Origin of the sequence: Arsenophonus sp. aPb, assembly GCF_029873475.1 — a bacterium.
Taxonomy (GTDB): Bacteria; Pseudomonadota; Gammaproteobacteria; order Enterobacterales; family Enterobacteriaceae; genus Arsenophonus.
Genome location: NZ_CP123499.1, coordinates 1,035,735 through 1,048,060, shown reverse-complemented (window position 1 = coordinate 1,048,060; position 12,326 = coordinate 1,035,735). Strand labels below are relative to the sequence as shown.

Below are 12,326 nucleotides of genomic sequence, written 5' to 3'. Positions count from 1 at the left end.
AAATAGATCTATGAATATAGTATAGCCAAGATACATTAAATTCAATATTCAGTATTAAAGTCAAAAAAGCCGCAATTAAGCGGCATTGCTATAAACAATAATCACAGTAAGCCTTCCCTGACTTACTGTATCAACTACTTACCAGTCATTGGCCATCGCTAATAATTTATCCTTGTTAATAACCAGATATCCATTTCTATTTGCAATCTCCAGAAATGAATCAAGAGATAATAAATGCTCATTTTCTGAAACGACATCCGCGCTATAAATCCGGTTATCTTTAAACGTAATTAAAATTCGGCCATTTTCAGGAAACAAGCCATTAAATACAGTAGGACTGGTTTCCTTTTTCTTGACTTCGCCTGTTGTCCAGTATTCATAGAGAACATCATCACACTCATCCTGATACTGAATGACTTTGTCACGGATTTCTGGCTTAACTTTATTTGGGCTGATGGTGTGTAACCAGCCAGCAAGTTTACGAAGAGCCAAGCAAATCATATTACGTTCTTTACCATCTGCGGCAACTATGGTGATTTCCACCATGGTTGATATAAAACGCTGTTTAATCTTAACAAACTGACTTTTCCAATCTAACCCCATACCTTCAACAATAGGCTTCATAGGCACATATGGCTCACCATTGTAATTCACTACATATAAATTGTTACCGTGGAAAGGGACGTTAATTGTAGAGATTGCACTACTCATGCTGCCACCTCCACGCTTAATAATTTTGCTAACTTTGCAATGCCTTTCGATGTAATACGAACCTGTGTTTTTGTTTCATCAATTCCATCAGTTCGGGTAATTGTTGTTACTTTGTGCTCAATAAGTCCCTGTTGAATCTTGTCCTGATAACCTATCCACGTACTGCCAAGTCGTCTGTAAATCCATTTTCTTTCACTTAGAAAATCAAATAATTGTTTAGGACGTGTCTGTAATTGTTTAGCAGCATCAGTAATACACATAGCACCGTCTGATTTAGCAATTCGTTCTAACGCTGCCACATCTGGTTTCATTTCATCGACTTTATGTTCCAGTGCTATGACTTTTTCTGTATAAGTCAAAAGTGTACCACGAAGAAACTCAGGATCATCAAGTGCTACAACTGGATCAATAATAGGTTTATTAAGCATTTTTAGTTTTTGTAAAACAGAACGACGCACTGATTTTGATTCACGCATTCCAACTAAAGTCATTTGCTCCATATTGAGTGAATAACCTTTAACTCCTCGCTTTGCCCCTTGTGAAGTTGTCACGTAAAATTTTTCCGTGACCCCCAAATCATCAATTTCGTCTTCAATACGAGCAATGAAATGACGATTTTCTATCTCCGATTCACCAGCTGATACACGTGCTGGATTTATAAAGTTGTTAAGAAAGTCAATACTTGACATAGTGACATTTTGTGAGGTAGATGCTAAAGTATTTGGAGTGTTAATCTGATTTTCTGTCGTTAACATATCTTTATTTCCTTTTGCTGGGATATTTGAAGATTCAGATGCCTCAACAGTTGTCGCTGTTGGGGTTTCGTTTTTATATCCATTAAACATATTAAATCTCGCTTTCTTCTAAGCTTTTCTCAAGCCTCTTAATAACCTCTTTATTGAGCGATCTTCCTTCCTTTTTTGCTATTTTTTTTAATTTTTCTTTAATTTGAATTGGTATTCTTATTCCTGTAGGCGGTATATTTTTTACTTTTTCCATATAATCTCACTATTATTACATCGTGTAATCACTACACAATAATTACATTGTGAGAGTATACTGTCAAGAAAATAATGAGTACATTGTGTAATTAAATTCACTACATATAATTAATCATATGAAAATACGAGATATAGCTCCCTTTGGGATAAGAATGTCAACCGAGCTAAAAGAAATGCTCCAAGAAGAAGCGAAAAAAAATGGGCGATCGCTTAACTCTGAAATTATAAAGAGACTTGAAGATTCTCTTGGTTACGTTGGTAGTCAATCTTTAGAAGAGCGCGCTGATTTTATGGATAGATTACGCGCCCTAGAAGAATTGATAGACGAGTTAAAATCGGATACCCATAAAAAAACAACTGGAGAATAATAATGACTATTAACCATCAATATAGAAATCATGTACCAAAAAATCCCGATGAAAAAATGGCATTAGACGAGCAAATTCGAGAGCTAGAAAAAATAACAGATCACGAAATAAGGGAGTTTCCTATTAGTGTTATCGTTGATAAATTTCAAGATGGCTTAAAAGAAGATAAAGCTGAACTATTCATACCTGACTATCAACGTGAATATATCTGGGACATAAAACAGAAGTCTAGATTTATAGAATCTCTTTTATTAAAGCTACCCATACCTTACCTTTTTGTCGCAGATGTTAATGAGGGTGAAAATGCTGGGCGTATAGAAATAGTTGATGGTAGCCAGAGAATTAGAACTCTACATGCCTTTCTCAATGATAAATTCGCTCTAGTAAATTTAAAAAAACTTCCTTCTGCTAACGGTTTTAAATTTTCTGATTTTAGTAATGCCAGACGACTACGCTTTGCACGCAAGACTATTAGAATGATAGAGCTAACAGAATATTGCGACGAAGAAACACGTAGAGAGATATTTGACCGCTTGAACTCAGGAGGTACAAAATTAACTACAATGGAACAACGAAAAGGCAGAAACGATGGTGCATTTTTAACATTCATTGATAATTTATCAAAATTAGAATTATTTCATAGTATTTGTCCCATTACTGAAGCAAGAAGAAAACGCTCTGAATATCTTGAGCTCATATTAAGATATTTTGCTTACTCAGATCGTTACTTAGAATTTGAAAAAAGTGTTGATGATTTTTTAACTTCATATCTCATAAATAAAAATATGGACATAACCAATGATCATAATAAAACTACAATGGAGCAACAATTTAAAACAATGTGCAACTTTATCAATACACATTTCCCTGGAGGATTTAGGAAAACACTAAATGCAACAACCGTTCCTAGAATCAGGTTTGAAGCTCTAGCTGTTGGCACTACTTTAGCTCTGCGAGTAAATCCTGATTTAATCCCTGTAAATATTGAATCGTGGATAAACTCAGAAACGTTTATAAAACATACCCGATCTGATGCAAGTAATTCACGGCCAAAAGTTAAAGCCCGCATTGAATATGTGAGAGATATGTTATTAGATATGCCAAATGCCTCTGTACAAGATGATGATTCAGAGGAGTAAGTAATGGCTGAAATGAAAAGTCGCATTTTATTTGATGAACGAGTAAACGATATTAATGAATATTTTGAATTCATTGAAACGTTAATAAACAAAAGACCTACAATGTCATACAGTGATTCCGAACAGAATTATTTAAAAAAAATTACGATTAATATAACTCATATACTAAAATCTAATGCTTTTCTTATACTTTATAATCTAATAGAAGCTACCGTATCAAACGCTATAGAAGATATTCATGATGAAATATTGAACAATAATAATTTATGTGTAGATTTGCTTTGCACTAATTTAACAAAAATAGCATTCAAAAATATAGATATAAAAAGTATAGATGAATTGGATTTTAATACCACCAATGCATCCAAAATAATCCTAACTCATTGGCTTAACAACCATAAAAATTCAATTAATAATAACAAAAATCCGTTATTTGCAGGTAACGTAGATGCAAAAAAAATAAAAGAAATTGCGAAAAAATACGGTTTTTCTTATTCTACCGATCCCATTATAACTAAAAATGGAGCTTGCTTATTATTTATAAAAAATGCCAGAAATTCTTTAGCTCATGGTGAATATTCCTTCCTAGAAAAAGGAAGAGATACATCAATAGACGACTTGGCGAATTTTAAAAATGAAACCATTAATTATCTCAATAAGATATTAGACAATATTGCTACATATATAGAAACAAAACAATACCTTAGAGAACAAATATCGCTCCCAATTTGATTCAATAATTTTTTAGGTGATTCATTATTGTGTCACCTATTGCTTTTCCTAATAAAACAGGTACTGCATTTCCTATCATTTTTCCAACCGCTTTCATTGAAATTTTATTATCACTTTCCGTAAATCTGTAATTAATAGGAAATGTCTGCAATAAAGCTGCTTCTCTTAATGATAAACCTCTATCTTGTTCTGGATGTCCAAATCTGCCATTTCCAAAACCGTAACAAAGTGTTGTTATCGTAGGGCTAGGTTTATCCCATTCCATTCTTCCATAAACACTCGCATACCCTTTTCCTGATACTTTTTTGTGGCAATCAGCAACTAACACGTTAGGCCAATCACGCCATGTTCCACCTGGTACTGAATATTTTATTCTCTGTTTATTTATCTTTGACAGTTTGCTAGCCCTATGTAAAGGATCTTTGCTACACACTTGACCATCCATTAAGTAGGGTAGTTTTCCTATAGCATCACGAACAGTTACCTTTTCATTATTAGGCTCTACAAAACTTATATCACCCAATTTAGATGCTAATAAAACATGACGCTCTCTTTTTTGTGGAATCCCATATTGAGCACAATCAACCGTTCCCGCCCATATATGATATTGTTGTTCTAATAATGAATCATAAAAATCTCTATAAACCTGGTGCTTTACTACCCCAGGGACATTTTCCATAGTGATAATTTCAGGTGATACTTCTTTTATTAGTCTTGAGAACTCGTAAATAAGAGGCCATTTCACATCTTTTGTTTTATCCATTGATGTAGTGTAAGTAGAGAATGGTTGACACGGAGCACACCCAGCCAAAACTCTGAATTCTACATTACCATATAAATTTAACAATTCCTCTTTGGTGAGTAATTTTACGTCTTTATCAACGAAAGTAGCATTATTATTAAATTCATAAGCAAATCTACATTCTGTAGCAATATCTATTCCCGCAGAAACAGTCAATCCTGCCTGTATAAGACCATGAGTTAAACCTCCTGCACCACAAAACAAATCTATAACACTTACTTTCATATATCCTCCAAAGAAACATTTTAAAGTATAACTCTACTAAAAAAATATCTCGAGGAGTTTATGTGTTATTTAAGTGATTACTTTAATATTAGTATCTATAACGTAGAAATTTTACTATAAAAACTAATCAAAATCGCCATTAACAGATACAATAAATCACCCTGAGGTCAAATAACCGACCAGAAAAGCAACAAGACACAAGGCGGAATTCTGCCTTAGCATTGAGGAGGCTCCGATTTCAGAGACTCCTAAATAATTAGTAAATCCATACGGATTTCAAATCCTCATTGAATCCCAGGCAAAAATGGCTGAACTTCTTCAATCATTTTTTCTCTTGCTGTCATTAACAACCTTTTTCTTCCTCCAGATCCCCATTTACCCATTTTACTCGCGCATTGACTAATCTCTTTACTCTCTGATTTTATCGTTAAGTCCAGTTGATTAAGTCTAGACATTGCATCAAATCCATTCATTACCACGTCACGAAATGTATTATAAACCTGTATTTCAAATTCTGGTTTTATCCATGCAGCATAACGAATAGCAACAAGTTCTAGCCCCCACACACCATGGGAACATCCACCATTATTTACAACCACCGCAGGACAATTTTGTCCTGCGCTTAATATTTGAACAAATTTTTTAATCTGTGAACTTCTCATAAATTTGCTTGGCTTTTGAGATTCTGTGGCTTCACCTTTTATTACTGCTGCCGCATGCAAATCATTAAGACTATAGCGCCCTTCTTCATCAACTCTTACAGCAATGCCATAAATATTTACTTTTGGATATTTCATGATGCTAACCTTTCAAAAAAGAGACCTCAGCTCACACAGAACGCACAGACCCCGAACGCATCATGATTGACTGACGTTCTCTGAGGTCTATTTTGTGAATTGTCTCGGGTTTATTTAGATGCGCGGTGAGTGCGCAGTGAAATTTAACTAATTAAATTAACTACGATATGGGAATATTTATTACTACATTTAATTTGTTGCAAAATTGTTATTGTTGACTATTTTTAATAGGGTTTACTTTATCAACAATAAGGATGAATTATGAAAAAACACTTTAAAATATTACCTATTGCATTTTTATTAGGCTTTAGTGTCACTTCGGCTAGTGCTTATACAGATTATCCAACGCACGATGAAGAAAAAGATATTCCTGAAAATAATACTTCAAATGTAAACTCACCGAATAATAACTCTTCTAATCAAGATAGAGAACGGCCAGAAGAAACTCATACTTTCCTACATTTTGGCGTTGAAAGTTAGTTTATATAATAAATTGATTGCAATAGAGCTCATGATAGAGCTCTATTCTTTCGCCATACTTTATTGCCACCAATAAATGGCATTGCAATTAAAAACCCACGTTCAGTTAATTCATAGCATGGTTGTTCATTGTTCTGCTTATTGATGTAAGAGGACTTCTTAAAGTCAAGGAGTCCTAAATGATTACTTGCTATTAACGATCGGATATTTTGCAAAACAAGGCTAATGACTCAGTCGTTTACGCTTCATCTCAAAATAACCATTAACTACTTTGTCATATTCCTCGCGGGTAAAGCCTTTCTCTGACGGAAATTTAGCATTCAACATCAACTGGAATTCGGTCATGGTGAGTTTTGCGGCTTCATCGCGAGTCATATTAAAATGTGCTCTAGCTGCATTAATATAATCAATCACTTTAAATTCATCGGCGAATGCTGTTTTATTTTCATGTCGTTGTAGCTTTCTGACGTTTGCTTTTCCGATAATGCCATGGCTAGCTAGCGCTTTACCTATCGTAATAATGTCTTTGATTTCTATTAATCCTGCTCGATAGATTAATCCTCGCTTACCAGGCAGCCATTCGCCAACAAGTTCATCACAATCTTTATCACAACAGGCCTGCACCATCGTCATTGCACTGGATAACACCGCTCTGCCGTAAACCGGTTTATTCAGTGCCTCAATCAGCCAGGATGGGAGCTTTCCGTAGGCTATTGACGCGGTATGAATAATATAACGAATATCACCTTGGTTAAGTTGCGTAAATATAGCCACAATCTCTTTTGGTGTGCCAATACGAGTTAAATTTTCAAATGACGGTCGAAAAAAATAGTCCTTTTCTTTGAGTGATATCACCATTTCTCCGATATCCAAGATGGGCGTTATATTACCCATACAGTCTCCATGCCCTTCTTCGCTCAGTGCGTTTTTGTTTGTCATAATGATCTTCAACTGATATTTCATCAAGATGATCAACCAGTGAATAACAGGGGTAAATAACTTCCTCATTCCAGGCATCACCAACCGCAAAATCCGCTGGTTTTTGACTATTCCAATTTGCAATCACTCTATCAAGACCATCTTTAGGCACGCTATAACAAACGCCATGAATGAGACGTGGCAACGTAATATAGTCTGATTGAACTTTATCAGCTGCGATAAGTTTTTCGGCAATCGTTGACTGATATTGAGGCGGTCTTCCCGTGCCTAAATAAAAACTGATAAGCGATTCAGGAAAGCGGTCAAACCATTTGGCAACCAGATTCACAAAATTTTTTATTGGCTTTGCGTCATCTTCGATAATGACAACACGCTCTTGCTGTTTATTAGCCCATAACAAAGCTCTATGATGATTCCATGCTGATCCATGATTCATTTCATCAAGAAACAATACAGCATTGAGTGATTTCATTAAACTAAAAGCATGATCCAGTCTTGAATGATGGCCAACAACAGCAAATCTTATATTATTGTTATTCTGTGTCATTTATGTTGCCACCAGGCGTATTCTTTACCGAATCCTTCTGTTTTAAAGACAGTATGTACTTTTGCACCGGTTACAATTTTATCACCAAAACTTTTTGCTACCATACCAAAGGCAACCATGTCACCAACCGCTCTTTGATCACCTTCCTTTTGCCAGAATCGATAGCTTTCCACTTTGTAATAAATTTGCAGTATTTTGTGGGCAAACAGCATGACATTTTCACGAGTTCCACCCAATAAACCAGCGTTCAGCATAATGTCATTTTTATGATCATGAATAAAATCCTGATAAATTTTCTCAGGATGATGATTTATCATCCACACATCATGATAAGTTTTCGCCTCTGAACCTACATAGATTTTATCTGGATCCATTTCATTAAAAGGGTCTTTCAACATGACAACATCAGTCCCATCAGTACACCAGACAAAGCGAAATTCAGGGTGATCGCGTAGATAATGATAAATATGCAACCAGCGTCGAAAATAAACATTCATTTCAACATCATGCACTCTAACTAAATCAATGCCTTTTGATACGTCAACCAACTCATCAGCTAATACAACACCATGTCCTTTCACTGATTTAGCCCAGTCGATCAACAATCTCGCATCAGCGTCTATTTTTTTACCACGTTGAGGATCGGGCTGACTAGTCAATAGCGTTGTTATCACAATATCTTTTGGTGTCCGATAATCAACATAAGCTGTGTAACCCTCCTCCCTTCTTAGGTTATACGTACCGATATTACTATGAACCAGTAGCTCTCTTTCTACCCTGGGAACTGAACGCATCACTTTTTCATGCTCATCAAGTGAATAAATGAGTTTGTCTGAACCTGCTATGTCTGCATAAGCCCAAGTTGTTAACCCTGCATGATAAATACGCATGGCCAGGTCAGCATGCTCATACATACCTCGTCCATAAACAGGGTCAAAGCCACCGACTTTCTCGATAACTGAGCGATGATAGTAGAGCATTACGCCGCGTTGTCCTGTATATGCAATGTGTCTATTATCTTTATACAGGATAGCAATATCATTAAGTTTATTTTCGCCAGCCAAATCAAGAAATTGATATGACAAATGTAGCTCAGGTGAGTTTATATATGGAATATGCCAGTTTTCAGCGATTGGATAAGCATCATCATCCCATAAGAAAAGGTGATCACATCCTGCATCCATTAAAACTTCCAGACTTGTATTTTTAGCGGCAACAATCCCTTTTGATTTTTGATGACGAATAACTTTTATGTCTTCACTCAATACGATTTCATCCTTAGAGCCATCATCAATAACAACTAATGTTGCACCTGCTGGAAGATATTTTTTATGCTGCCTGATAGTATCAATTAACACATCAGTTCGATTATATGTTGTGATAGCGATGCCGATCTTATAAGTATTCGGTGAGTAACTGACTCCATTAATCGTCACGTCCATTTTATACCCTGATTTATCTGTTATTTACCTCGTCAATTGACGAGGATAACTATATTTATTAACTACCAGATTCAATATCATCAACTTTGACAGTTGAACCATCAGCGACTTTAAATTCTGTCGAAAATGTCACTATATCATCTGTGCCACCGTCATTACTGAGTGCCGTTATGACCATGTAAGCTTGTATCATAATCTGACCAAAATACATTCTTACCCAAATCGTAGGTTGCCGTGCATTAGTCGCCTCGTTGACATAATATTTAATAAATTTATAAACGCCGTATTGATCTGATCTGTCATTAACCCTGACCTCACCTTCAAACGAAATGGTTAAATCATTTGAAGTTACGATATTTTCAACCCAGCCTTTGGTATCATCAGCTGAAGATGTCACAGTATTCGGTGACATATCAAATGTTTTACTGGTTCCAGCCGCCAGTAACATAAAATCATTTTCTGAAGGAACTTCATCAGGACATCCATCAGCCACTTCAACAATGACCGCCCTGCCAAACATTTTGGTATTATTACTTTTACAAATTGCCATTTGTGACCTCTTTAAATAAAAAAGGCCGGCATTAGCCGACCCTGTTTTTAATTAACTTGAATTTTGTAAATTATTCACCGTATAGACAACTGAACATTAAGCGAAAAACCAGACGCCCTTCTTCCGTTAAAATTGGTGATGGAATACCGCCGAAATTGGTTATTTGTCCCACACATTTATCATCAAGCGGATGGTCTTTGATATAGTCAATCATGCGATTAACGGCTTCATCGGCATTTTTATAGGCGTGCTGTCCTTTAGCCGAAATCACATCGACCATAACGAAATAGTCACTGCCAATATCTTTATCGATGTTTGTACCGCCACCAGGACGAAAAACCAGATAACTTTTTGCTTTACCTCTATCATTAGGATCATCTGTCCATAGAAGATACTGAACAATAAATCCCTCAGTTAATCCTGCATCAATGAACAGATTGCTCACTCGTTTATACATAGGTGGCGTCATTATCAAGCCCCAGTAATAATGGCAAAATCATCTTTTGCTCTCTCAAAAGTGTCCGCATAACGAATAACCTGCATGATTTCATCCGCACCGGCCAAAACTGGATCACAGTAAGCTGACTGGCCAATAGCAATATAATCGCCACGCTTTGCCTCTGCATATTCTGTCCAAAACGTATTTTTGATATTTATTTCAATACCAATGTTGCCTATTTTTGCTGTTGAATTACCTTGATAGTCACATAAAATTGAAATAGGTTCTGACCAGCCAATATGATCGCCATTTTCATCAATGCCCAAATTACGCCATAGAGTACAGATTGCGGTATAACTCCAGTTTGCCAGTGAACTCATAGTTTCAACTCTTCCATTACAACTTTATCTATTAATGGCTTATTTTCATCAAACCCAAGCCGTAAAAATTCTTTTTTCGCCGTAGGACGTTTGAATTTTTGTTTAACAGCCGGATCATGAACATACGCAGCATAATTAGTTGAATAGCCCACTCTGCCAGTAATCAATGTGCCATTATCAGTAATTTCACGAAATTGAGAGTTGATCAGTTTCTTGGTGTCGATTGGTGTATAAATAGCTGATTGTGTCCCGCCGATATCCATTGCTCGATGAAGTGCTCTCATCACTTTATTAGATATCTCATGGTCAACCAGTTTTGCCAGATTATCTCTTGCCTGGTTTATTCCCTTTACTTTTGCGCCCATATCAACCTCGCACAACATTAAACTGAATAATTACCGATGATTGATTGATAGGCAGTGAGTTAGTGCAGCCAGCCGTATCTAATACAGAAAGCAATTTTAATAATGATTTTCTACCATCATCAAAATAGTTGTAAGATCTGGATGCGCCTGAAGGTGATGATTCAGACGAAACTTTTCGTACATCAGTGGCTGACAACATAATGACAACAGCATAAATCTTTATCAGCGTTTTCACTGAGTCTGAATAGTTAGCCTCATCGAGACAATCATCTATCTCATCAACAATAGATAACATGGCTTCAATAATAAAGTCAGGTGTAGTGAACCCCATCGTTGATAATTGAGATTTCACTTGTTCTAATGTGATTTTTACCGACATAGGTCACCTAAAAAGGGGCTTGATGCCCCTGTTATCAACTACCTGATTCATTACCACTCAATACTGCTGCAAAAGGAACATTTTTACGCTCAAACTTACGTTCCCAGTTGTCAGGTTTGGCAATATCATCAATAGATGGGGTTTTATTCGGATCATCTTCTCCTTTCCAGCTAAACCCTGCTGGCTGAAGAATAAATGTTTTCCTCTCCCACAGAACCTCTGCACCACCCCCGTTACCACCAGACGCTTTCCGCTCCAGTTCAACCGGCGTATGCGGATTCCCATTACCATAACCAAAAGCCCCACTACCGAAGAAAACCGTCAAATAACGACCATCGGTATATTTTAAACTATCATCCATAAAGATGGGTTTACCCAGATAGGTTTGCAGAATAATGCGGCCGGTTGAGTCTTTAAGTGTCTCAATCAAATCCTGTTTTGCCATTTGTTTCATGACAACAGAATGAACACCGAGTGCGCTGAAAGCACTTGCAGCATCACCCGCAGTAAAGGCAGCATCAATTAAATTATCTGCCGAAATTTTATCCCCACCTTCAATGATCATGTCACTCTTATCATTGGCGATATTACTGCCGATAATGCCTCTCGCAGAACCGATTAAATAGCGCTGCCATTGTCGTGTCCAATAGACACCGAAGCGGTTTCGTATATGTGTCATCGGCTCACTGTTGGCAAGCTCGGCGGCTAAATCCGCCACACCATAACCTTTATTGAGATATAATACGCGGGCTTTTAATTTTGACTGGTCAGCTTTACCAACTGTACCAATTTGATCGGGGTCATCAGTTGTTTGATTTGGCGCTTCATCTGCGTCAAGGTCATTCCAGTAGCTAATGGTTGCTGTACCTTGCCCCTCTGATGCAATGGCATCAAGCTGCGGTAATTTGCTGATAATTCCCGATTCAAAGACTGCCGTTTTTTCAGGACTGTTTTGGGGTTGAATGGTCTGATAATAGTCACCGATAAAAATATCAGATAATCGTGTTGCGACTGTTGGCATAATTCATTC

Annotated in this window: 18 protein-coding genes and 1 pseudogene; 4 read left to right on the top strand and 15 right to left on the bottom strand. The window is 36.5% G+C overall.

Annotated features, from left to right (window positions below; genetic code table 11):
- Nucleotides 1-366: 366 nt before the first annotated feature.
- The 3 genes and pseudogenes from QE177_RS04650 to QE177_RS04640 form a co-directional block, all read right to left on the bottom strand.
- Nucleotides 367-711, bottom strand: a pseudogene (locus tag QE177_RS04650) (phage antirepressor N-terminal domain-containing protein); the annotation flags it as partial.
- Nucleotides 708-1,556, bottom strand: coding sequence for a phage antirepressor KilAC domain-containing protein (locus QE177_RS04645; protein ID WP_280551542.1), 849 nt, complete (start codon nt 1,554-1,556; stop codon nt 708-710). The pseudogene QE177_RS04650 and the gene QE177_RS04645, both read right to left, overlap by 4 nt.
- 1 nt (nt 1,557) lies before the next feature.
- On the bottom strand, nt 1,558-1,710 hold the full coding sequence (locus QE177_RS04640; RefSeq protein WP_280551541.1) for an Arc family DNA-binding protein: 153 nt from the start codon (nt 1,708-1,710) through the stop codon (nt 1,558-1,560).
- Nucleotides 1,711-1,864: 154 nt separating this feature from the next.
- On the opposite strand from QE177_RS04640, the gene QE177_RS04635 reads away from it, so the two are divergent.
- The 3 genes from QE177_RS04635 to QE177_RS04625 are packed head-to-tail and all read left to right on the top strand — an operon-like array spanning nt 1,865 to nt 3,951.
- On the top strand, nt 1,865-2,080 hold the full coding sequence (locus QE177_RS04635; protein ID WP_280551540.1) for an Arc family DNA-binding protein: 216 nt from the start codon (nt 1,865-1,867) through the stop codon (nt 2,078-2,080).
- Nucleotides 2,081-2,082: 2 nt separating this feature from the next.
- Nucleotides 2,083-3,219: a DUF262 domain-containing protein gene (locus QE177_RS04630; protein WP_280551539.1), complete on the top strand. Its 1,137-nt coding sequence runs from the start codon at nt 2,083-2,085 to the stop codon at nt 3,217-3,219.
- Between the two features lie 3 nt (nt 3,220-3,222).
- Complete coding sequence (locus QE177_RS04625) at nt 3,223-3,951, top strand: MAE_28990/MAE_18760 family HEPN-like nuclease (protein WP_280551538.1); 729 nt, start codon at nt 3,223-3,225, stop codon at nt 3,949-3,951.
- Between the two features lies 1 nt (nt 3,952).
- On the opposite strand, the gene QE177_RS04620 is transcribed toward QE177_RS04625, so the two are convergent.
- Both QE177_RS04620 and QE177_RS04615 read right to left on the bottom strand, forming a co-directional pair.
- A complete protein-coding gene (locus QE177_RS04620; RefSeq protein ID WP_280551537.1) occupies nt 3,953-4,978 on the bottom strand; it encodes a DNA cytosine methyltransferase in 1,026 nt (341 codons plus the stop codon).
- Between the two features lie 284 nt (nt 4,979-5,262).
- Nucleotides 5,263-5,775, bottom strand: a complete 513-nt coding sequence (locus QE177_RS04615; protein ID WP_280551536.1) for a KilA-N domain-containing protein — start codon at nt 5,773-5,775, stop codon at nt 5,263-5,265.
- Between the two features lie 261 nt (nt 5,776-6,036).
- Between QE177_RS04615 and QE177_RS04610 the strand changes: the two genes are divergently transcribed.
- The gene (locus QE177_RS04610) at nt 6,037-6,255 is read left to right on the top strand and encodes a hypothetical protein (RefSeq protein WP_280551535.1); all 219 of its coding nucleotides are present in this window, start codon (nt 6,037-6,039) and stop codon (nt 6,253-6,255) included.
- A gap of 29 nt (nt 6,256-6,284) precedes the next feature.
- Here QE177_RS04610 and QE177_RS04605 read toward each other — a convergent pair whose 3' ends face one another.
- The 10 genes from QE177_RS04605 to QE177_RS04560 form a co-directional block, all read right to left on the bottom strand.
- A complete protein-coding gene (locus QE177_RS04605; RefSeq protein WP_280551534.1) occupies nt 6,285-6,470 on the bottom strand; it encodes a Rha family transcriptional regulator in 186 nt (61 codons plus the stop codon).
- A 7-nt stretch (nt 6,471-6,477) separates the two neighbouring features.
- Nucleotides 6,478-7,149 (bottom strand): DUF6246 family protein, encoded by a 672-nt coding sequence (locus QE177_RS04600; protein ID WP_280551533.1) that lies wholly within the window; start codon nt 7,147-7,149, stop codon nt 6,478-6,480.
- A complete protein-coding gene (locus QE177_RS04595) occupies nt 7,142-7,741 on the bottom strand; it encodes a hypothetical protein (protein WP_280551532.1) in 600 nt (199 codons plus the stop codon). The genes QE177_RS04600 and QE177_RS04595 overlap by 8 nt, the downstream gene beginning before the upstream one ends.
- Nucleotides 7,738-9,183: a glycosyltransferase gene (locus QE177_RS04590; RefSeq protein ID WP_280551531.1), complete on the bottom strand. Its 1,446-nt coding sequence runs from the start codon at nt 9,181-9,183 to the stop codon at nt 7,738-7,740. Before QE177_RS04590 ends, QE177_RS04595 begins: the two co-directional genes overlap by 4 nt.
- A gap of 58 nt (nt 9,184-9,241) precedes the next feature.
- Complete coding sequence (locus tag QE177_RS04585) at nt 9,242-9,733, bottom strand: phage tail tube protein (protein WP_280551530.1); 492 nt, start codon at nt 9,731-9,733, stop codon at nt 9,242-9,244.
- Between the two features lie 70 nt (nt 9,734-9,803).
- Nucleotides 9,804-10,202 carry a hypothetical protein gene (locus QE177_RS04580; RefSeq protein ID WP_280551529.1) on the bottom strand — a complete coding sequence of 133 codons (399 nt, stop codon included), beginning with the start codon at nt 10,200-10,202 and terminating at the stop codon, nt 9,804-9,806.
- A gap of 2 nt (nt 10,203-10,204) precedes the next feature.
- Nucleotides 10,205-10,552 carry a hypothetical protein gene (locus QE177_RS04575; RefSeq protein ID WP_280551528.1) on the bottom strand — a complete coding sequence of 116 codons (348 nt, stop codon included), beginning with the start codon at nt 10,550-10,552 and terminating at the stop codon, nt 10,205-10,207.
- Entirely contained in the window at nt 10,549-10,917 is a 369-nt protein-coding gene (locus QE177_RS04570) for an HK97 gp10 family phage protein (protein ID WP_280551527.1), read from the bottom strand. Before QE177_RS04570 ends, QE177_RS04575 begins: the two co-directional genes overlap by 4 nt.
- Nucleotide 10,918: 1 nt before the next feature.
- Nucleotides 10,919-11,296, bottom strand: a complete 378-nt coding sequence (locus QE177_RS04565; protein WP_280551526.1) for a hypothetical protein — start codon at nt 11,294-11,296, stop codon at nt 10,919-10,921.
- A gap of 34 nt (nt 11,297-11,330) precedes the next feature.
- Nucleotides 11,331-12,317, bottom strand: coding sequence for a phage coat protein (locus tag QE177_RS04560; protein WP_280551525.1), 987 nt, complete (start codon nt 12,315-12,317; stop codon nt 11,331-11,333).
- Between the last annotated feature and the right edge of the window lie 9 nt (nt 12,318-12,326).